Raw genomic sequence first — 20,714 nt, forward strand, 5'->3', positions numbered from 1 at the left:
GCCCCTCCCGTGTGTCAGTCGTCTCAGACGGTGGTGACGACCTCGTCGTACGCCAGGCGCGGGGAGCGCGGGAACCAGGCGTCCTCGCCCGGCTTGCCGATGTTGACGACCATCAGCGGGGTGTGGTCGTCGTCCAGGAACTCCTTGCGGACGCCCTCGAAGTCCAGACCGGTCATCGGGCCGGCGGCGAGGCCCGCGGCACGGACGCCGATGATGAAGTAGGCGGCCTGGAGGGCGGCGTTCAGCCCGGCGGCATCCTCGCGGGCGGGGCGCTCGCTGAAGAAGACGTCCTTGGCCTGCGGGAAGTGCGGGAAGAGCTGCGGCAGCTCCTCGTGGAACTCGTTGTCCGCGGAGAGGATCGCGACCAGCGGGGCGGTGGCGGTCTTCGGCTGGTTGCCCTCGGCCATGTGCTGGACCAGGCGCTCACGGGCCTCGGCTGAGCGGACCAGGGTGATGCGCAGCGGGCTCTGGTTGAAGGCGGTCGGGCCGTACTTGACCAGGTCGTAGATCGCCTGGACCTGCTCGTCGGTCACCGGCTCGTCGGTGAAGGTGTTCGCGGTACGGGCCTCGCGGAACAGCAGGTCCTGGGCGGCGGGGTCAAGGACGAGAGACATGGGGAACCTTCTCGGGATGTACGTCGGTCCCGTAAACGGACCGTGGACCGGTTGACGTCTCCGACCGTACGCGAATGAAGTTCAACCTTCAATCAAAAGTGGGGTGTGGTGATCCGCTTCACAGATCACCCGTGCCCGCTACGCGGAGTCGCCCTCGCCCTCCTCCGACTCCTCGGCCAGGGCCGCGTCCAGGCGTGCCCGCGCCCCGTCCAGCCACCGCCGGCACACCTTGGCCAGCTCCTCGCCCCGCTCCCAGAGTGCGAGGGACTCCTCGAGTGTCGTACCGCCCGCCTCCAGCCGCCGTACGACCTCGATCAGCTCGTCCCGCGCCTGCTCGTACCCGAGCGCCTCTTCCGCCACCTTGCTGGTCATCCGCCCACCCTATGCATCGACTCGGACAGTGAACTCACCCTCGGCGACCCGCGCCCGCAAGGTCTCCTCCGCCGTCACCTCGTCCGGTGCCCGCACCACGTGGCCGTCGGCCTTCTGGAGGACGGCGTACCCGCGCTGGAGGGTCGCCGCGGGGGAGAGGGCCACCACACGCGCGCGGGTGTGCGTCAGCTCGGAGTCGGCGCGGTCCAGCAGATGCCCCAGGGTGCGGCGGGCGCGGTCGGCCAGGGCGGCCACATGGTCGGCGCGCTCGTCGATCATCCGGTGCGGATCCTCTATCGACGGCCGCGCGAGCGCCTGCGCGAGCCCACGCTCCTCCCGCTGGAGGAAGGACTCGACACACCTTCGCGCCCGGTCCCGCAGCGCCCGCACCCGCTCGTACTCCTCCCCGACGTCCGGTACGACTTTCTTGGCCGCGTCCGTGGGCGTGGAGGCCCGCAGGTCGGCGACGTAGTCGAGCAGCGGGGTGTCCGGTTCGTGCCCGATCGCCGACACCACCGGCGTACGGCAGGACGCCACCGCCCGCACCAACTGCTCGTCGGAGAACGGCAGCAGATCCTCCACGCTGCCCCCGCCGCGCGCCACGATGATCACGTCCACGTCGTCCTGCGCGTCGAGCTCCTTGACGGCCTGCACGACCTGCGGGACGGCGTGCACTCCCTGCACCGGGACGTTGCGCACCTCGAAGCGGACGGCCGGCCAGCGGTGCCGGGCGTTCTCCAGGACGTCGCGCTCGGCGGCCGAGGCACGGCCGCAGACCAGCCCGACGAGCTGCGGCAGGAACGGCAGCGGCTTCTTGCGCTCCGGCGCGAACAACCCCTCCGCGGCGAGGGACTTCTTCAGCGCCTCCAAGCGGGCCAGCAGCTCACCGACCCCGACCGGCCTTATCTCGGCGGCCCGCAGCGAGAGCTGGCCCCGCGGCGCGTACCACTCCGGCTTCGCCAGGACGACCACGCGGGCGCCCTCGCCGACGACCTCGGCGACCTCGTCGAAGACCTGGCGGAAACAGGTGACGCTCACCGAGATGTCGTACGACGGATCGCGCAGCGTGAGGAACACGACACCGGCGCCCGGGCGCCGGGAGAGCTGGGTGATCTGCCCCTCGACCCACACGGCACCGAGCCGGTCGATCCAGCCGCCGATCAGGCGCGACACCTCGCCGACGGGCAGGGGCGTTTCGGGGGTCGAGTTCACAGCCATGCCGCGAGCGTAACGGCCGGGTACGACAACACACGGTCACCGGTGCGCAACCCCCGGCCGCGCTCGGACGAGCCGCCGCACGCCACACGTCGCACGACCAGCACCCGAGCCCGTAGACGCCGACGGGCGCCTGGGCGCGATGACAGCGGGTCGCGGACGACGAGGTCCCGGAAGCAGGGGCTGCGCCGCAGGTCGCCGTGCGGCCTCCTCGGCCGTGCGGTCCGCCGTACCGGTGCCGGACACAGCGCTCCGCCTGGTCCTCGTCCGTCCCGCCCGTCACATCTCCTGGTCAGTCTCCCCAGGAAGGTCACGCCCGCGTGATCTTCGACCCACCGAACGCGGCCTTACGATGGGACGCATGACCGCTTCGCCTGGCCGCCGTGTCCTGCTCGCCGCCCCCCGTGGTTACTGCGCGGGTGTGGACCGCGCCGTGATCGCCGTCGAGAAAGCCCTGGAGCAGTACGGCGCTCCGGTGTACGTCCGGCACGAGATCGTCCACAACAAGTACGTCGTACAGACCCTGGAGAAGAAGGGCGCGATCTTCGTCGAACGGACGGAGGAGGTCCCGCCCGGCAACATCGTCATGTTCTCGGCGCACGGCGTCGCCCCCGTCGTCCACGAGGAGGCCGCGCGCGGAAAGCTCGCCACCATCGACGCGACCTGCCCGCTCGTCACCAAGGTCCACAAGGAAGCCGTCAGGTTCGCGAACGAGGACTACGACATCCTCCTGATCGGCCACGAGGGCCACGAGGAGGTCATCGGCACCTCCGGCGAGGCTCCCGACCACATCACCCTCGTCGACGGCCCCGCGGACGTCGCCAAGGTCGAGGTCCGCGACGAGTCGAAGGTCGTCTGGCTCTCCCAGACCACGCTCTCCGTCGACGAGACCATGGAGACCGTCGACGCCCTCAAGGAGAAGTTCCCGCAGCTCATCTCCCCGCCCAGCGACGACATCTGCTACGCCACGCAGAACCGTCAGCTCGCGGTGAAGCAGATGGGCGCCGAGGCCGAGCTGGTCATCGTGGTCGGCTCCCGCAACTCCTCCAACTCCAAGCGGCTCGTCGAGGTCGCCAAGCTGGCCGGCTCCCGCGAGGCCTACCTCGTGGACTTCGCCAGCGAGATCGACGAGGCCTGGCTGGAGGGCGTGACCACGGTCGGCGTGACCTCGGGCGCCTCGGTGCCGGAGGTGCTGGTCGAGGAGGTCCTGGAGTGGCTGGCCCAGCGCGGCTACGGCGACGTGGAACTGGTGAAGGCGGCCGAGGAGTCCATCACCTTCTCCCTGCCGAAGGAACTGCGGCGCGACCTGCGCGAGGAGGCCGCGGCGCTGGTCGCGGAGCGCAAGGGGACCTCGCAGGCGTGACTGTCAGTCGTCCGTCGTAACGTAGGGCCATGCAGATCTTCGGCTTGGACATCGGCGGATCCGGGATCAAGGGCGCCCCTGTGGACCTGGACAAGGGCGACCTGGCGCAGGAGCGTCACAAAGTGCTCACCCCGCACCCGGCCACGCCCGACGGCGTGGCCGACGGGGTGAAGCAGGTCGTGGACCACTTCGGCTGGACCGGCCCGGTCGGGCTGACCTTCCCCGGCGTGGTCACCGGTGGATCCCACATCCGTACGGCGGCCAATGTCGACAAGAGCTGGATCGACACCGACGCGCGCGCGTTGTTCAGCGAGCGGCTCGGCGGACTGCCGGTGACCGTCGTCAACGACGCGGACGCGGCGGGCGTCGCCGAGATGAGCTTCGGCGCGGGCAAGGACCGCAAGGGCACCGTCATCCTGCTCACCCTGGGCACCGGCATCGGCAGCGCGGTCTTCGTCGACGGCGTCCTCGTCCCCAACACCGAGCTGGGCCATTTGGAACTGCACGGCCACGACGCCGAGAAGAAGGCCTCCAGCAAGGCCCGGGAGGACGAGGAGCTCACCTGGGAGCACTGGGCCCACCGCGTCCAGAAGTACCTCGCCCACGTCGAGATGCTCTTCTCGCCCGAGCTGTTCATCATCGGCGGCGGCGTCAGCCGCAAGTCCCAGAAGTTCCTGCCCCACATTGAGGGCATCAAGGCCGAGATCGTCCCGGCGGAGCTCCAGAACAACGCGGGGATCGTGGGGGCGGCGATGCGGGCGGCGCAGGGGTAAAGGGGCGCGGGTGAGAAGGGGCGCGGGCTGGACCCGGCGCTCCTGCTCCCTGCCGGCGCCGTGACCGGCGGGGCCCTGACTGGTGGCGGGCCGCCTCCGGTGGGGGTGCCGTGACCGACGGGAACGGTGTGCCCGGCACGGCGTCGGGGCGAGCTCCGGCGGGGAGGTGCCGTGACTGGCGGGGGCGGTGTGGCCCTGCATGGCGGCAGGGCGGAGTCAGAGTGAGCGGCACCGTGTCGGCGGCCCACGTCAGCGTGAGTAGCCCCATGCCGTCGCCCCAGAGCGGCCCCGTGTAGTCGGCCCAGGTCAGTGCGAGCGGCCCTGTGCAGCCGGCCCGCGTCAGTGCGAGCGCCCCCGTGCAGTCGGCCCATGTCAGCGTGAGCGGTCCGTGGAGTCGGCCACGCCAGCGTGGTGGCCCCAAGCTGTCGCCCCACGTCAGCGCGAGCGTCCCCGTACCAGGCGGATTCTGCGGACCAGCGCGATGAGGCCGGCGGCCAGCGTGCCGGCGTAGAGCCAGCCGGCCTGTGTGGCCAGGGCGGTGAACAGGCCCATCAGACGGCCCGAGGTGCCGCCGCTGCTGTCGGCGACCGGGACGAGCCCGGCCGCGAAGGCGATCGGGACGATGATCGGGGCGGTCAGCAGGTCACCCCGGCGCATCCAGACAGACGTCAGCACACTGACCGGCACGAACAGGACGCCGTACAGCGTCAGCGACGAGCCGAAGAGCAGGGAGACGAGGAATCCGAGCACGACCATCAACCCAGCGCAGAACAGGCCGCCGCCGAGCCCGGTGAGCCGGGGGTTGGGCAGCCGTCGCAGCGTCTGGACCACGGGCGGCGGCGGGCGGCGCGCCACGGGTGGCCGTCGCTCGCCGCGGGCCTGCGCGGGCAGCGGTGCTCCTTGTGCCGGGCGTCGTGTTCCGTTGTGCGGGGGTCGGGTCCTGTGTTGCTCCACTGGACCAACCTAGGTCTGTTTATGTGCCGAATGGCTCCTCGGACACGCCGTGGGAAAGACCTTGGCCATGCGTTCGAGAGGACCGCCGGAGCGTGCCGCGACACGCCGTAGACTGGTGGATCGGTCCCCTGGCCGCCAGTCTCCTCACGTCTCCTCTCACGTACGGGAAGTCGCAACGTGTCGCTCACGATCGGAATCGTCGGTCTGCCGAATGTCGGCAAGTCGACCCTGTTCAACGCCCTGACCAAGAACGACGTGCTGGCGGCCAACTACCCGTTCGCCACGATCGAGCCGAACGTCGGCGTGGTCGGCGTCCCGGACCCGCGGCTGACGAAACTGGCCGAGATCTTCTCCTCCCAGAAGATCCTCCCGGCGACCGTGGACTTCGTGGACATCGCGGGCATCGTGCGCGGCGCGAGCGAGGGCGAGGGCCTGGGCAACAAGTTCCTGGCGAACATCCGTGAGTCGGACGCGATCTGCCAGGTCATCCGCGCCTTCAAGGACGAGAACGTCGTCCACGTCGACGGCAAGGTCTCGCCCAAGGACGACATCGAGACGATCAACACCGAGCTGATCCTCGCCGACCTCCAGACCATCGAGAAGGTCCTGCCCCGCCTCCAGAAGGAGTCGCGGATCAAGAAGGACATCGCGCCGAAGGTCAAGGCCGTCGAGGAGGCCAAGGAGATCCTGGACAAGGGCGACACCCTCTTCTCCGCGGGCATCGTCCAGGGCTCCGGCAAGGAGGAGCTGCTGCACGACCTGCACCTGCTGACGACGAAGCCCTTCCTCTACGTCTTCAACGTCGACGAGGACGAGCTGGTCGACGAGTCCTTCAAGGACGAGCAGCGCGCCCTGGTCGCCCCCGCCGAGGCGATCTTCCTCAACGCCAAGCTGGAGGCGGACCTCGCCGAGCTCGACGAGGCGGACGCGATGGAGCTGCTGGAGTCGGTGGGCGCCGAGGAGCCGGGTCTGGCGACGCTGGCCCGCGTCGGCTTCAACACCCTCGGCCTCCAGACCTACCTCACGGCAGGCCCGAAGGAGTCCCGCGCCTGGACCATCAAGAAGGGCGCCACGGCCCCCGAGGCGGCCGGCGTGATCCACACCGACTTCCAGAAGGGCTTCATCAAGGCGGAGGTCATCTCCTTCGACGACCTGGTGGAGACCGGCTCGGTGGCCGAGGCCCGCGCGAAGGGGAAGGCGCGGATGGAGGGCAAGGACTACGTCATGCACGACGGGGACGTCGTGGAGTTCCGCTTCAACGTCTGACGGCCAGCCAGAAACCTGTGCCCGACGCGCTTCCCGGCGCATCGGACACGGGTTTCTTCCGTAGAGGGGCGGGAGCGTGGGGCGAGACGAGCGGGACACGGTCGCGAGGGGAGCGCGGCTGTACGAGGCGGCCCAGGCGGTGGTCGCCGACCGTGCGAGGGCCGCGGAGGCGGTACGGGCGGCCCTGAAGCCGATCCACGACGCGGCGGTGCGGCGGGAGCTCGACGCCATCCCCGTGGCCCGGTTGCAGGACGTCACCGACGGGCGGCTGCGGCTGGGGAGTGTCGAGAAGAGCGGGCTGAGCACGGTCGGCGGTGTGCTGGAGGCAGGCCCCTACCGGTTGCGGCAGATCCCCGGTGTCGGGCAGCGCACCGTCGACCAGATGCTCGCGGCCGCCCGCCGGCTCTCCGAGGCCGCGCACGAGACCGTGGCCGTCCACATCGACGTGGAGCGGCCGCAGCCGAGTACCACCGCGCTCGTCATGGCCCTGCACGTCCTGGTGGAGGCCGGTCCCGACGCCCGGCGCGCGGTCGACAAGGCCGCCGTACTGTCGACGCGGCTCGGGCCGCTGCTCACCGACGCCAGGCTCGCGGTCGGACGCATCCGGATGCTCCTGGCCGGCCAGGAGAGGAAAGCCCGTGCGTGGGCGGCGGTCGCCGAGATCCGGTCGCTGGTGGACGAGGCGGATCGGTCGGACCTGCCCGGGCTGCTCGCCCAGGCATCGGTGGACCTGCTCCGCGTGCCCTCGTCCGACATCGCGGCCTGGGTGGACTTCGAGCTCCGCTCCGCCGAGTACTACAGCCTGCTCGCCGAGATCTCCGGGCGGCAGCCGGACGCGGCCGCCGCCGAGGGCTTCCTGCCGGACGAGATCGCCGAGCGGGTGCGGACCCAGCCGCTCGACGACACGCACCGGCGGGTCTCCCTGCGCGGCTACCAGTCGTTCGGCGCACGGTTCGCGCTCGCGCAGCGCAAAGTGATACTCGGCGACGAGATGGGACTCGGCAAGACCATCCAGGCGATCGCCGTCCTGGCACACCTGGCGGCCGCCGGACAGAGCCACTTCATGGTCGTCTGCCCGGCGAGCGTCCTGGTGAACTGGACACGGGAGATCGAGGCCCGCAGCGCCCTGCGGGTGACGGTGCTCCACGGTCCCGACCGGCGCCACGCGCTGGCCGACTGGCAGGAGCGGGGCGGGGTCGGGGTGACCACCTTCGACGCCCTGCGCGGTTTTCCCGCGCCCGCGCCCGGCGACGGGGAGGTCGGGCTGCTCGTCGTGGACGAAGCGCACTCCGTGAAGAACCCGAAGGCCAAGCGGTCCCAAGCGGTCGCCCTGTGGGCCGAGCGGTGCGGGCGCACGCTCCTCATGACCGGAACCCCTATGGAGAACAGGGTCGTGGAGTTCCACAACCTGGTCCGGCTGCTCGACGGCGACCTCGCGGACTCCCTCGGCGAACGGGACGCGGTGGCCGGATCGGTCGCCTTCCGCAAGGCCGTGGCCCCGGTCTACCTGCGGCGCAATCAGGAGGACGTGCTGACGGAGCTCCCCAGTCTCCAGCAGACCGACCAGTGGGAGGAGCTGAGCGCGTCGGACGAGGAGGCGTACCGGGAAGCCGTGCGCGCGGGCAACTTCATGGCGATGCGCAGAGCCGCGTACATGCGCCCGGAGAGGTCGGCCAAGCTGGACCGGCTCCGGGAGATCGTCCAGGAGGCCGGGGAGAACGGGCAGAAGACGGTGGTCTTCTCCTACTTCAAGGACGTACTGGGCGTGGTGGAGGAAGCACTCGCGACCGCGGACACCGACGGCACCCCACTGTTCGGCCCCCTCACCGGAGGTGTCCCGGCCGGACGGCGGCAGCAGATCGTCGACGACTTCGCCGGTGTTCAGGGCCCCGCGGTGCTCCTGGCGCAGATCCAGGCAGGGGGCGTCGGCCTCAACCTCCAGGCCGCCTCCGTCGTCGTCCTGTGCGAACCCCAGATCAAGCCGACCCTCGAACACCAGGCGGTGGCGCGCGCCCACCGCATGGGCCAGGTCAGGCCGGTCCGTGTCTACCGCCTCCTCGCCACCGGGGGCGTCGACGAACGCCTGGTGAAGCTGCTGGAGACCAAGACCCGCCTCTTCGACGCCTACGCCCGCCGCAGCGCCGTGGCCGAAGCCTCCCCGGACGCGATCGACGTCTCGGACACCGAGCTGGCCCGACGGATCGTCGAGGAGGAACAGGAGCGTCTGGGCATGAGGGACGAGAAGCTCACAGCAGCGGAGTGAGCCGGGACAGCGTGGACCCGAACCCCGCGCCCCGTCAGACGGCCCGGACCTCGCACCCGCCGGACGGCCCGGACTCCGCTCCCCGTCAGTCGGCCCGGACCTCGCACCCGCCGGACGGCCCGGACTCCGCTCCCCGTCAGTCGGTCCGGATCCCGCTCCCCGCCGGACGGCCTGGACCTCGCTCCCCGCCGGACGGCCCGGATCCCGCTCCCCGTCAGTCGGCCTGGACCTCGCTCCCCGCCGGACGGCCCGGACCTCGCACCCGCCGGACGGCCTGGACCCCGCTCCCCGTCAGACGGCCCGCACCTCGCACCCGCCGGAAGGCCCGGACCCCCTCCGTCAGACGGCGCAGACCCCGCTCCCCGTCAGTCGGCCCGGACTCCGCTCCCCGTCAGTCGGCCCGGACCCCGCACCCGTCAGACGGTTTTCGCCTCCGCCCCCGCCACCCACCGACAAGCCCGCGCATACCCCCGCACCAGCGGCCGCCCCTCGTCCTCCCTGCGCCAGGCCAGGACGTATCTGCTCGGGCCGATTCCGCGCACCGGCCGGGTGACCACCCCGCCCAGGGTGATCAGGGGGGCGTTGCCGGCGGCCACGAGGCAGATGCCCAGGCCGGCGACGAGGGCCTCGTACGTCTCCTCGGTGCCGGCGATCTCCGCGCCGACGCGGGGCGGCCGGCCGGACCGTTCGTCGAGGGCGAGCCAGAAGTCACGCAGGGGGCCCGCGCTCGGCGGCAGCGCGAGGAACGGTTCGTCGGCCAGGTCGGCGAAGTCGATCTCGGCGCGGGCGGCGAGCGGGTGGCTGTCGGGGAGGGCGACCAGGCGGGGTTCCTCGGCGATCACGGTCCAGCCGTAGCGTTCCTCGTCGGGCAGCGGCAGCCACACGAACGCGACCTCCGTCTCACCGTCCGCCAGACCCGCGGTCGGATCCTGCCAGCCCATCTGCCGCAGCCGTACGACCGCCTCCGGATGCGCGGCCGTGAAGCGGGAGCGGATCGCCGGGAGCAGGCCACCGCGGCCGGGGCTGGTGCTCATGCCCACCACCAGCGTGCCGCGCCCCGCCGCCCGGGCCGTCGCCATCGCGGAGTCCGCCGCCGCCCAGGCCTCCAGCACCTGCCGGGCGTGCGGCAGCAGGGCCTCGCCCGCCTCGGTGAGCAGCACGCCCCGCGGGTCCCGCCGGAACAGCTCCACGCCCAACTGCCGCTCCAGCGCCCGGATCTGCTTGCTCAGCGCGGGCTGCGACACATAGAGCCGCTCGGCCGCGCGCGTGAAGTGCAGTTCCTCGGCCACCGCCAGGAAGTAGCGCAGCTCCCGTACATGCACGTCGGTCGTCATGACCATCGGTTATCACCGTGGGTCTTGGACGGGCAACCGACTTACCCAGCAAGGTGGTTGGCGACACGAGCTGTGGATCACGAGGAGTCTTCATGAACAAGGTGTGGCTGATCACGGGTGCGAGCAGCGGGTTCGGGCGGGCGATCGCCGAGGAGGCCCTGGCCGACGGGGACGTCGTGGTGGGCGCGGCCCGCCGGCCCGAGGCCCTGGACGACCTGGTGGCCGCCCATCCGGACCAGATGGAGGCGCTGCGCCTGGACGTGACCGACACGGCCGCCGCGGAGGCCGCCGTACGGGACGTGGTGGCCCGGCACGGGCGGATCGACGTGCTGGTCAACAACGCGGGTCGCACGCATGTCGGCGCCTTCGAGGAGACCACCGACGACGAACTGCGCGACCTGTTCGACCTGCACGTCTTCGGCCCGGCCGCGCTCACGAGGGCGGTGCTGCCCTCCATGCGGGAGCGGCGTTCGGGGGCCGTCGTGCAGATGAGCAGCATGGGCGGGCAGATGTCCTTCGCGGGCTTCTCGGCGTACAGCGGGACGAAGTTCGCGCTGGAGGGCATGTCCGAGGGGCTCGCCGACGAGGTGCGGGAGTTCGGCATCAAGGTGCTGATCGTGGAGCCGGGCGCCTTCCGCACCTCGCTGTTCGAGACGGGTCGGGCGGGGGCCAGTGCCGACAGCGGCGTGTACGCCAAGGTGACCGAGACCCGCGGGTTCGTCTCCGGCGGCGACGGCACCCAGACCGGCGACCCCGCGAAGGCGGCGGCCCTGATCCGCGCCGCCCTCGAAGCCGAGGAGACGCCGCTGCGGCTGCCCCTCGGCGAGGACGCGGTGACCGCCGTCCTCGACCACCTCGACGGCGTACGGGCCGACGTCGTCGCCTGGGAGAAGAGCACGCGGGCCACGGGTTTCGACGACTGAGCGCCGGGTCAGGTCGAGGCGGAGCCGTACAGGTTGCCGTGGGTCCGTCGGGGCCGTGGGCCCGCGGACGCGTCGGCGGGACCAGGGGGACCGCGCCCGGGCCCCGCCTGACGACACCGCGAACTGCTCCGGCGTCTCCCCGCCCGCATCCGCCGGCCCTGGCCCGCTCGGAGTCGTTGACCTCGGCCGGCGCCTGCCGGACCACCCGCTGCTGTCCGGCGTCCAGCGTGCCAGTGTCCCGCCCGACGAGGTCGGCGCCGATGACACCGTCCGACCACGACGGGAGAGCCGAGCGGCCGGCCTTGGCCCCCCGCCCACCCGCTCACCGCCGTCAGAACTCCTCGGAGAACAGAAGCGCGTCGTCGTCGGGGTAGGGCTCCGGATCGGTGACCCAGCCGGCCATGAGCGCGAGCCGTGAGTGGCGGTGTACGGCGAGGAAGCCGAAGGGGCGGTCGAAGACGGCCTGCACGCCGGTGGTGATCCAGCGCAGGTCCGGCACCCCGGCCACGAGGGCCCCGACCGCGGTGACCGCGGCGGCGTGGAAGCCCTTGGCGCCGAACGTCGCCGTCGTGGACTGCCGGGCGGAGCCGACGGCCAGAGGCGAGGGGCTGATGCCGGGGAAGTGGCCCTCCCGTGCGTCCCGCGCCGCGGTGAGGCCGAACAGCCGGTGCAGTTCCAGCAGATCGTGCCCGGCCCGTATGTCGAAGGCCGGGGTCCCCACGGTCAGCGTCGGGGGCAGCGGTCGCGCGCTGCGCCTCTTGAACACGTGCAGACCTGGCCCCGGTTCCCCGTAGGGCAGATGGAAGCCCGACACCACCGGCCAACGGCGGGCCAGCAGACCGATGCCCGCCCCCAGCACCTGGCCCGCCGTCATGTGCTCCTCGCCCAGCAGCAGATGGACGTCTACGGCGGTGTCGCCCAGCACCTTCAGCTCGGTGACATGACCGTCGGGTGTGTCGGCGACGCCGACCCGGTCCAGGAGTTGGCTCGTGCGGTACAGGCCCAGCAGCTCGCGATCGGCCCAGGGTCCGGTCTCCGGTATCAGCCGGAGCTCCCGGAAGGGGCGCAGCCACGTGGTCCGCAGGGCCAGCGCGCTCGCCAGCACCAGCTCGGTGTCGTCCCGCACCTCCACCGGCATCCGCTCGATCAGGCCGCCCGTCCGTTTCGCCGCCCAGGCGTCCATCTCCCGCCGGTCGAGCGCGGGGTCGCCGGTGAGGACCCCGTGCGCGTCGGTGGGCAGCCCGGCCCGCCACTCCTCGCGCGGCTCCAGCGTCCGACCGGTCCACAGCCCGAGCGCCGAGTCCAGTGCCCTCACCCGGGCCAGTCCCGCGAGCAACTCCCGTGCCGCAGCGGCCGCTTGGTCCGCGGGCACCCCGAGCGCCCGCGCCAGCTCGGCCCGTGCCGTGCCCTGTGCGCCGTCGGCCAGGAAGGCCAGCAGCGGCCACACCCCGGCGGCCGAGAACACGGTCCCCCCGGAGGACATCGCGGCCCACCGTGCCGTGAGTCCGTTCACCGCCCGGGTCGTCCCACCCGTGATCGGCATTCCGCCCCCGCCCACCCCGCGCATACCATGCGCCCTGTCGTACGTCAGTTCCCCACCACTGCTGAACCAGGAGCACGGAACCCGTGTCCATACCCCCGCCCCCTGGGCCCCACCAGCCCGACCCCGCCCAGGGGCCGTCCCCGGCCCCGGACCCGTACGGGCCGCCGCCGCAGGGACAGCAGCCGTATGGGCAGCAGCCGTACGGGCAACAGCCCTACGGGCAGCAGTACGGGCAACCCTATGGCCCGCCCTACCAGGCCTGGGGGCAGGGCTACAGCCCCTACGCCCGCCCCTCCTCCGTCAACGGTCTCGCCGTCGCCTCCCTGGTGCTCGGCGTCCTGTGCTGCTTCCCGGCCGTGGGACTGGTGCTCGGCCTGATCGCGCTCGCGCAGATCAAGAAGAAGGGCCAGTCCGGCAAGGGACTGGCGATCGCCGGGTCGATCCTGTCGTCGCTCGGGCTCGCCCTGTTCGTGACGGCGCTCGCCACCGGCGGGTTCTCCGACGCCTGGGACGAGTTCAAGAAGGGCGCGACGGAGGGTACGGCCTTCTCCGTGGTCAAGGGCCAGTGCTTCGACGCGCCGGGGGAATCGCTCGAAGGCCTGACCTACGACGTCGACGAGGTGCCCTGCGCGGGTGAGCACGACGGCGAGGTGTTCGGCGAGTTCCGGATGACCGGCGGCTCCGCCTTCCCGGGGGACAGCGCGGTCTCCGACGCGGCCGACGAGAAGTGCTACCCGCTCCAGGAGACCTATGCCATGGACACCTGGGCGCTGCCCTCGGACGTCGACGTGTACTACTTCGGCCCGACCCGGCAGAGCTGGCGACTCGGTGACCGCGAGGTCACCTGCATCTTCGGCAACACCGACGAGAACGCGACCCTGACCGGCTCGCTGCGCGCCGACGAGAGCACGCTCGACGGCTCGCAGGTCGCCCTCCTCAAGTCCCTCAACGCCCTCGACACCGTGCTGTGGGAGGAGCCCGAGGACTACCCGGAGGACGATCTGCCCGGCTACCGGACCTGGTCGCGGGACGTCCACGACAGCCTGGACCAGCAGATCAGGGCGCTCCGCGCGCACTCCTGGCCGGCCAAGGCCGACAAGCAGGTCGCGGCCCTGGTGAAGGACATGGAGGACGCCCGCGACGAGTGGGAGAAGGCGGTCGCCGCGGCGGAGGACGACGACGTGGACGCCTTCTACATCCACTACGACAAGGGCTACGAGTACGTCGACGGCCCCAGCACGGTCACCGCACGCAAGGCTCTGGGGCTGGCCACGAAGCGGCCGACGTACGACGAGGAGGGCGGCGACGGGAGCGGCGAGCGGAGCGGTGGCGAACTCAATGTGTGATCGCCGCCATAGCGGGGAGAAAGTGCCTGCGTAAAGCCCACCACCGGCACATGTCATCACATCGAGTGATTCTCTGGCCTTTGCTTGCATGGGCCAACCCACGGTTGCCAGGCTGTTGCTGTCTGTACAACCTGATGGGAGCGGCCAGTGACATTCGGTGAGCAGCCGGCGTACCTGCGCGTCGCGGGTGATCTCCGCAAGAAGATCGTCGACGGTTCGCTGCCACCGCACACCCGCCTGCCGTCCCAGGCCAGAATCCGCGAGGAGTACGGCGTCTCGGACACCGTGGCGCTGGAGGCCCGCAAGGTGCTGATGGCAGAAGGCCTGGTCGAGGGCCGCTCCGGCTCCGGGACGTACGTGCGCGAGCGGCCCGTGCCCCGACGCATCGCCCGCTCCGGCTACCGCCCGGCGTCCGGTGCCACCCCCTTCCGGCAGGAGCAGGCCGACGGGGAGGGTCGCGGTACCTGGGAGTCCAGCAGCCGGCAGACCGAGGCCTCGGCGGTGATCGCCGAGCGGCTCGCCATCCGGGCCGGTGACCGGGTGATGTGCACCAAGTACGTGTTCCGGGAGGCGGGTGAGCCGATCATGCTCTCCACCTCCTGGGAGCCCCTCGCGGTCACCGGGCGCACTCCCGTGATGCTCCCCGAGGAAGGCCCCCTCGGTGGCATGGGCGTGGTCGAGCGCATGGCCGCCATCGACGTCGTCGTGGACAACGTCACCGAGGAGGTGGGCGCCCGCCCCGGCCTCGCCGAGGAGCTGCTCGCCCTGGGTGGTGTCCCCGGGCATGTCGTCCTCGTGGTCCACCGCACCTACTACGCCTCGGGCCGGCCGGTGGAGACGGCCGACGTGGTCATTCCGGCCGACCGTTACCAGGTCGCGTACCACCTTCCGGTGAAGTAGCGCGCGCCCCGGGGAAGTTGCCCGGGGCGAACACGCAACCGGAGCCCAGGCGAACGCCGTTCGAATTCGGCCGTTCTGGCAGGTCGATACCGCTGTTCCGGAGGCCTCGCCGACGGGGGGCACCGCCGTCCACCGGGGGCGTGTTCATCGGTGTGCGCCCCTGCCGGAGGAGTCCGTCCTGGCTGGTTGCGTACCTCTTTGTGAAAACGCGTGTTCGCTGCGTAAAGGTTGGGCGTAGGCTCGGGCATATGCGGAGTGCGGTTTCCTTATCGGGTGGGGCTCGACGCAGGTCGGGAAGGAGCGGTGGGGCGCGGTGAACGACGGCACGATCACTCTTCCCTGGCTCGTCATACGGCAGGACGACAACGGCAATCGCTACCGCGTGGGCAGGTACGCGACCCGGGCCGAGGCCCAGAAGATCGCCGACAGCCTCGATGCCCGCGGCCACAAACAGCTCTACTGGGTCGAGCGCATCGGCCCGAACGGCGCGAGTTCGGCCGACTGACGGAGCCTGTCGTAGGCTCCGGCGCATGACGGAACGGATCGTGGTGGTGGCGGCCGCCCTGTACGACGGCGACCGCCTCCTCGCAGCCCGCCGCAGCGCACCTCCCGAACTGTCCGGCCGCTGGGAGCTGCCGGGCGGCAAGGTGGAGCGGGGTGAGACGCCCGAGGAGGCGTTGTCCCGCGAACTGCGCGAGGAACTGGGTGTGGACGCGGAGGCGGTGGAGCGCGTCCCCGGCGAGTGGCCGCTGAGGCCTCCGTATGTCCTCCAGGCGTGGCGGGCCCGCCTGCTCCCGGGTTCCGCCGAACCGAAGCCCCTCCAGGACCACGACGAACTGCGCTGGCTGACGCCGGCGGAGATCTGGGACGTGGACTGGCTGGACCAGGACGTGGAAGCGATCGGCGCGCTGAAGGCCCTTTAGGGGCGCGGGCGGCTGCCCGAACTCTCGGGTGCGCCCCACTTACGCCATTCGCCGCGGTACCGCACCCCTGATATCGGGTATGTGCCCCTTAACCCCACGAAAGCGGACATGGGCTGGCCCGGGATGTGATCGGCGTGATCGACACCGAAGGCGACTGCGCCAAGTGGACTTTCCCGGCGGACCCGGGCGCCGTACGCGCCGCCCGGACGGCCGTCCGGAACCGGCTGACCGCCTGGCGTCTCGACGGCCTCGCGGACATCGCCGCCCTGCTGGTCAGCGAGCTGGTGACCAACTCCCTGCGGCACGCCACCGGTCCCATCGGCGTCCGGCTGGTCCGTCCCGAAGGCGTCGGCGGTGTCCTCCTGGTCGAGGTCTCCGACCCCCTCCCCGACCCGCCCCGTGAACGCGTCGCCGACCTGGACGACGAGAGCGGCCGGGGCCTGCAACTGGTCGCCCACGCCGCCCGCCGCTGGGGCACCCGCCCCGGCACCACGGGCAAGACGGTCTGGTTCGAGCTCTCGGTGCCGGGGTGAACGGCACCTGACGGCGGCGAAGAACACCATGAAGATCATGAACACCGAGAAGTGAAGATCATGAAAACCGACAAGGGCGGGAACACCTGTACGGCACCCCGCTCGCTGTCCATCGACTGGTTCAGGCCAGTGGCGGTTGTCGGCAGACGTGATTCGAGGTCGTGTCCGCTGGTTAGAAGACTGGAAGTGTTGTCGCAGCCCGGACCGAAAACCGTCGGGATCGTGCTGTGATCGTGAACACCGTGTTGTGCGGCGCCGTAGTGCTGGATACTGCGGGCAGCCGCCCCCGGTGACCGGTACCGGACGCGGTGAGCTGGAGGGGACGGTTCGCGTGAGCGAGATACCAGCGAAGGCCACGGAGTCGAAGGACCCGTCGGACGGCGCGAGGGCGGAGGCCGCGGATGCTGCCGTGGTGGACCTCCGTCACGGCGACGCGCCGTCCGGGGACGCCATGTGGCAGAGCAGCCCGCCCGGCTCGATCTACGACTACATCAAGGTCGCGTCCTTCTCCATAGGCCCCGACGGTCTCGTCGACCAGTGGAGCCTGCGTGCCGAGCAGCTCTTCGGCATCCCCGCCGAGCACGCCGTCGGCATGGACCCCATCGAGGCCTTCATCGACCAGGACCTGCGCGCGCAGGGCCAGCGCAAGATGGCCGAGATCCTGGACGGCCGCGAGTGGACGGGTGTGGTCCCCTTCCGGGTGCCGCCGTCGGCTGCCGACGGCGAGTCCGGCCGGGAAGGGCTCGCCGAGGTCTACGTCATGCCGACGCGGACCGAGGAGGGCGAGAAGGCCGCCGTCTGCATCGTCGTGGACGTGCGCACGCTGCGCAGCATCGAAACCGACCTGGCCGCCTCGCAGGCGATATTCGGTCAATCTCCCTTCGGGTTCGTGCTGATCGACCCCGAGCTGCGGGTCCGCCGCGTCAACTACCGTTTCGCCTCCCTCTTCGGCGGCACCCCTGACGACCACCGCGGCAAGGGTGTCCACGACTATCTGCCGCGCCCCGAGGCCGAGCGGGTCACCGCGACCCTGCGCCGGGTCCTGGAGACCGGCGACTCCATCACGGACATGCACGTCACGGGCTTTCTGCCCGGCTCCGACGAGCGCCGCCACTGGTCCATCAACCTGTACCGGGTGCGCAGCGGGTCCGGCCGGCCCATCGGCATCGCCTGGCTGGGAACCGACATCACCGCCCGCCGCGCCGCCGCCCGCGAGGCCGCCGCCGCCCGGCGCAATCTCGCCCTCCTGAACGAGGCCGGCGCCCGCATAGGGAACTCCCTCGACCTGGAGACCACGGCCCGCGAACTCCTCGACGTCGTCGTCCCCGGCTTCTGCGACCTGGCCACCGTCGACCTCTACCAGGGCCTGCTGGCAGGCGACGAGACCCCGCCCGGGCTCGCCGACGGCAGCGCCGAACTGCGCCGGGTGGCCTTCGCCAGCGCGGTCTCCGACGCCCCGTTCGCCGGCTCCGGCGCCCCCGTCTCGGTCGGCGCGGTCCACCACTACCCCTTCAACTCGCCCTGCGCGGACGCCCTGCGCACCGCCCGCCCGCAGTACATCCCGGCCGAGGACGGCGGCCTCGTGCAGTCCACGCTCGCGGTGCCGATGGTCGCCCACGACACCGTCGTAGGACTCGCGCAGTTCTCCCGGACCAAGGGCAGCGAGCCGTTCGGGGACCGGGACCGGGATCTGGCGGTGGAGCTGGCGGCCCGTGCCGCGGTCTGCATCGACAACGCGCGCCTGTACCGGCGGGAGCACGAACGGGCGCTGATACTCCAGCGGTCCCTGCTGCCCCCCGGCGACCCGGTCGCCTCCGGACTGGACATCGCCTGCCGCTACCTGCCCGGCAACTCCTCCGCGGACCGCCCCAGCGAGGTCGGCGGCGACTGGTTCGACGTCATCGAACTGCCGGGACACCGCACCGCGTTGGTGGTCGGCGACGTGATGGGCCGTGGTCTGCGCGCGGCCGTGGCGATGGGCGAACTCCGCTCCGCCGTCCGCACCCTGGCCCTGCTGGACCTCGAACCGGCCGAAGTCCTCTCCGCGTTGGACGAGATCGCCCGCGGCCTCGGCGCCCCCGGCGGCGTCCAGCAGGCCACCCGCGCGGCCCGCCGCCCCCGTGAGGCGGACCTGTCCGAGGTGTACCTGGCGACCTGCGTCTACGCCGTCTACGACTCGGTGACCCGCCGCTGCACCTTCGCCAACGCGGGCCATCTGCCGCCCGTGCTGGTCGAGCCCGGCGAGGACGCGCTGATGCTCGACGTGCCGCCCGGCATGCCGCTCGGCGTCGGCGGCGAGCCCTTCGAGGAGGTCGAGGTCGAACTACCCGAAGGCGCCCTGCTCGCGCTCTACACGGATGGACTGGTCGAAAGCCGCGATCACCCCCTCGACGAAGGGCTCCAGGCGTTCGTCGGAGCGCTCACCGACCCCTCCGCCCCGCTGGAGGACGTGTGCGACCACGTCCTCAACACCCTCGACACCCACCACGGCGAGGACGACATCGCGCTGCTGATGGCACGTGTCCAGGGGCTGCCCGCCGACTCGGTCGGCGACTGGACCCTCCCGCGCGAGCCGCGCAGTGTGGGCCGGGCCCGCGAGTACGCCCGCGGCCAGCTGCTGAGCTGGGACCTGGAACCCCTGGTCGACACCACGGAACTCCTGGTCAGCGAACTGGTCACCAACGCCCTGCGGTACGGCGAGGGCGACATCCGGCTCCGGCTCCTCCTCGACCGCACCCTGGTCTGCGAGGTCTGGGACTCCGGTCTCGTCCAGCCCCGCCGCCGCCGCGCCCGCGACACCGACGAGGGCGGCCGCGGCCTGCAACTGGTCGGCCTGCTCAGCGCGGCCTGGGGCTCCCGCCGGACCCCGCGCGGCAAGACGGTGTGGTTCGAACTGCCGCTGCCGGACGGGGAGAACGGCATGGTGGACCCGGCGGAGGCCTTGCTGAGCCTGTTCTGAGTCCCGGGCCTGTCTCTAGGCGGGGTGCCCGCGCAGGCGTACGTCCCGTTCGGCGAGGTCACGCGCCTCGCGGGCCAGGGCGTCCGCCCGCGGGAGCTCGTCGGTCAGCCGTGCCTCCGACAGCAGGACACGGGGCCCGGCGCCGACCGCCTCGCGGTGCACGCCCACGTAGTCGTCCGCCGCGGCCACGGACTCCCGCGCCACCAGCAGCGCGGCCACCTCCAGCACCCCGGACCGCCCGGTCGCCAGGGGCGCGGTCGCGTGCACGATCCGGCGCAGGACGCCGAGCGGATCGTACGGCTGTCCGGACGTCGTCTCCCGGCGTACGGCGGCGAGGACCGCGTCGGCGTGCAGGAGCAGGGCGTACGTCTCGCCCTCGTACGCGGTGCTGTCACGGAAGGGCGCCAGTTCCGCCTCCGCGCCGGTGAGGGCGGGCGGGATCAGCCGGGCGGCCTCGGCGCGCGTCTCGCGCAGCCGGGTCACGGCCGTCACCAGCACGTCCGCCCGGGCGATCGCGGTCTCCGCCGCGCGCAGGTGCCCGGCCGCCTCGTCGGTACGGCCGGAGGCGGTGGCCTGGTGGGTCTGGTTGAGGTGGACGGTGGCGGTGACCAGGCTGTCCTTGGCCGACTCGACGTACCCGGTGACGGAGTCGTCCAGGAGCCCGGTCTCCGCCCCGGCCGTGCGGGCGGTCAGGTCACGGAATCGGGTCTCGGCGGACGCCAGGGCCGCGGCGGGATCGCGGTCCAGCCCCCGCAGGACGCGCAGGCTCTCCGCCGCCCCGGACAGTCGCCGCCCGGCCTCCTCGCAGCGGCCCACGACCCCGGCGAGCGCGGCCGCCTCCTCCGGTACGCCCTCCTCGTACCGTCGCCGTATCGCGCACGCCGCCGTCAGTTCGGCCTCCGCCGCCTCGGCCGCCCGGGTGAGCGGGGTCACCGCGTCGGGGTCCGACCCGGTCTCGGCGAAGGTGAGTTCCTCGCGGAGTGTGCGCAGACGGTTGTCGGCGTCGACCAGCGCGGCCCGGGAGCGCTCGTCGAGGCCGGCGAGCGGGGGCGTGGCCGCGGGGGAGGGGTACGCGCCGACGTGGGTCGTGCCGGCGGCCGCCGGTGTCGTACGGCGGCGGGTACGGCGTGTGCGGCGGACCGCGCCGTAGGCGGCGAGGACCGCCACCACGGCGAGGGCGGCGACCGGCAGGACGAGGTCGGTGCCGGAGGACTCGTCCGCGGCCGGGGCGGCGGCGCTGACGCGGGCGTCCGCAACCGGAGCGTCGTCGTTGATCGTCATCCATGGCAACACCAGCCACACGACCCCGGCCACCACACCCAGCAGGGCGTGCGCCACCCGCACGGATATGTGCGAGCGGCCCCGCCGCGGTCGGCCCCGTACCAAGGATGGCGTCACATTTCGGAGCGTATGGGCCGGGATGCGGGGGCGCG

Annotated in this window: 18 protein-coding genes; 11 read left to right on the forward strand and 7 right to left on the reverse strand. The window is 71.9% G+C overall.

The window, feature by feature from the left end; all coding sequences use genetic code 11:
• Positions 1 to 23: 23 nt before the first annotated feature.
• The 3 genes from ABZ098_RS09010 to xseA form a co-directional block, all read right to left on the reverse strand.
• Complete coding sequence (locus ABZ098_RS09010) at positions 24 to 614, reverse strand: malonic semialdehyde reductase (RefSeq protein ID WP_356588714.1); 591 nt, start codon at positions 612 to 614, stop codon at positions 24 to 26.
• A 138-nt stretch (positions 615 to 752) separates the two neighbouring features.
• Positions 753 to 986: an exodeoxyribonuclease VII small subunit gene (locus tag ABZ098_RS09015; protein ID WP_356588716.1), complete on the reverse strand. Its 234-nt coding sequence runs from the start codon at positions 984 to 986 to the stop codon at positions 753 to 755.
• Positions 987 to 995: 9 nt separating this feature from the next.
• Positions 996 to 2,204 carry an exodeoxyribonuclease VII large subunit gene (xseA, locus tag ABZ098_RS09020; RefSeq protein ID WP_356588718.1) on the reverse strand — a complete coding sequence of 403 codons (1,209 nt, stop codon included), beginning with the start codon at positions 2,202 to 2,204 and terminating at the stop codon, positions 996 to 998.
• Positions 2,205 to 2,553: 349 nt separating this feature from the next.
• On the opposite strand from xseA, the gene ABZ098_RS09025 reads away from it, so the two are divergent.
• Positions 2,554 to 3,564, forward strand: a complete 1,011-nt coding sequence (locus tag ABZ098_RS09025; protein ID WP_356588720.1) for a 4-hydroxy-3-methylbut-2-enyl diphosphate reductase — start codon at positions 2,554 to 2,556, stop codon at positions 3,562 to 3,564.
• Positions 3,565 to 3,593: 29 nt separating this feature from the next.
• The gene (gene ppgK, locus ABZ098_RS09030) at positions 3,594 to 4,337 is read left to right on the forward strand and encodes a polyphosphate--glucose phosphotransferase (protein ID WP_356588722.1); all 744 of its coding nucleotides are present in this window, start codon (positions 3,594 to 3,596) and stop codon (positions 4,335 to 4,337) included.
• 435 nt (positions 4,338 to 4,772) lie between these two features.
• Here the strand turns inward: ppgK and ABZ098_RS09035 are convergent, their stop codons facing one another.
• Entirely contained in the window at positions 4,773 to 5,291 is a 519-nt protein-coding gene (locus tag ABZ098_RS09035; RefSeq protein WP_356588724.1) for a DUF6542 domain-containing protein, read from the reverse strand.
• Positions 5,292 to 5,468: 177 nt separating this feature from the next.
• Here ABZ098_RS09035 and ychF point away from each other — a divergent pair, with 177 nt between their 5' ends.
• Positions 5,469 to 6,557: a redox-regulated ATPase YchF gene (gene ychF / locus ABZ098_RS09040; protein ID WP_356588726.1), complete on the forward strand. Its 1,089-nt coding sequence runs from the start codon at positions 5,469 to 5,471 to the stop codon at positions 6,555 to 6,557.
• Positions 6,558 to 6,633: 76 nt separating this feature from the next.
• Complete coding sequence (locus ABZ098_RS09045) at positions 6,634 to 8,820, forward strand: DEAD/DEAH box helicase (RefSeq protein WP_356588728.1); 2,187 nt, start codon at positions 6,634 to 6,636, stop codon at positions 8,818 to 8,820.
• A gap of 416 nt (positions 8,821 to 9,236) precedes the next feature.
• Here ABZ098_RS09045 and ABZ098_RS09050 read toward each other — a convergent pair whose 3' ends face one another.
• Positions 9,237 to 10,160 (reverse strand): LysR family transcriptional regulator, encoded by a 924-nt coding sequence (locus ABZ098_RS09050; protein WP_356588730.1) that lies wholly within the window; start codon positions 10,158 to 10,160, stop codon positions 9,237 to 9,239.
• 86 nt (positions 10,161 to 10,246) lie between these two features.
• Between ABZ098_RS09050 and ABZ098_RS09055 the strand changes: the two genes are divergently transcribed.
• Positions 10,247 to 11,077, forward strand: a complete 831-nt coding sequence (locus tag ABZ098_RS09055; RefSeq protein WP_356588732.1) for an oxidoreductase — start codon at positions 10,247 to 10,249, stop codon at positions 11,075 to 11,077.
• A gap of 331 nt (positions 11,078 to 11,408) precedes the next feature.
• Here the strand turns inward: ABZ098_RS09055 and ABZ098_RS09060 are convergent, their stop codons facing one another.
• On the reverse strand, positions 11,409 to 12,560 hold the full coding sequence (locus ABZ098_RS09060) for a serpin family protein (protein ID WP_356588734.1): 1,152 nt from the start codon (positions 12,558 to 12,560) through the stop codon (positions 11,409 to 11,411).
• Between the two features lie 143 nt (positions 12,561 to 12,703).
• Here ABZ098_RS09060 and ABZ098_RS09065 point away from each other — a divergent pair, with 143 nt between their 5' ends.
• From ABZ098_RS09065 to ABZ098_RS09090, 6 genes are all read left to right on the forward strand, one after another.
• Complete coding sequence (locus ABZ098_RS09065) at positions 12,704 to 13,966, forward strand: DUF4190 domain-containing protein (protein ID WP_356588736.1); 1,263 nt, start codon at positions 12,704 to 12,706, stop codon at positions 13,964 to 13,966.
• Between the two features lie 147 nt (positions 13,967 to 14,113).
• On the forward strand, positions 14,114 to 14,866 hold the full coding sequence (locus ABZ098_RS09070) for a GntR family transcriptional regulator (protein WP_280849532.1): 753 nt from the start codon (positions 14,114 to 14,116) through the stop codon (positions 14,864 to 14,866).
• A 313-nt stretch (positions 14,867 to 15,179) separates the two neighbouring features.
• Positions 15,180 to 15,371 (forward strand): SPOR domain-containing protein, encoded by a 192-nt coding sequence (locus ABZ098_RS09075; protein ID WP_007384464.1) that lies wholly within the window; start codon positions 15,180 to 15,182, stop codon positions 15,369 to 15,371.
• Between the two features lie 25 nt (positions 15,372 to 15,396).
• The gene (locus tag ABZ098_RS09080) at positions 15,397 to 15,789 is read left to right on the forward strand and encodes a (deoxy)nucleoside triphosphate pyrophosphohydrolase (RefSeq protein WP_356588739.1); all 393 of its coding nucleotides are present in this window, start codon (positions 15,397 to 15,399) and stop codon (positions 15,787 to 15,789) included.
• Positions 15,790 to 15,914: 125 nt separating this feature from the next.
• The gene (locus tag ABZ098_RS09085; RefSeq protein ID WP_356588741.1) at positions 15,915 to 16,322 is read left to right on the forward strand and encodes an ATP-binding protein; all 408 of its coding nucleotides are present in this window, start codon (positions 15,915 to 15,917) and stop codon (positions 16,320 to 16,322) included.
• Positions 16,323 to 16,653: 331 nt separating this feature from the next.
• On the forward strand, positions 16,654 to 19,281 hold the full coding sequence (locus ABZ098_RS09090; protein WP_356588743.1) for a SpoIIE family protein phosphatase: 2,628 nt from the start codon (positions 16,654 to 16,656) through the stop codon (positions 19,279 to 19,281).
• 15 nt (positions 19,282 to 19,296) lie between these two features.
• Here ABZ098_RS09090 and ABZ098_RS09095 read toward each other — a convergent pair whose 3' ends face one another.
• A complete protein-coding gene (locus ABZ098_RS09095) occupies positions 19,297 to 20,679 on the reverse strand; it encodes a hypothetical protein (protein WP_356588745.1) in 1,383 nt (460 codons plus the stop codon).
• Positions 20,680 to 20,714 lie beyond the last annotated feature (35 nt).

The organism is Streptomyces sp. NPDC006335 (assembly GCF_040612795.1).
GTDB lineage: Bacteria > Actinomycetota > Actinomycetes > Streptomycetales > Streptomycetaceae > Streptomyces.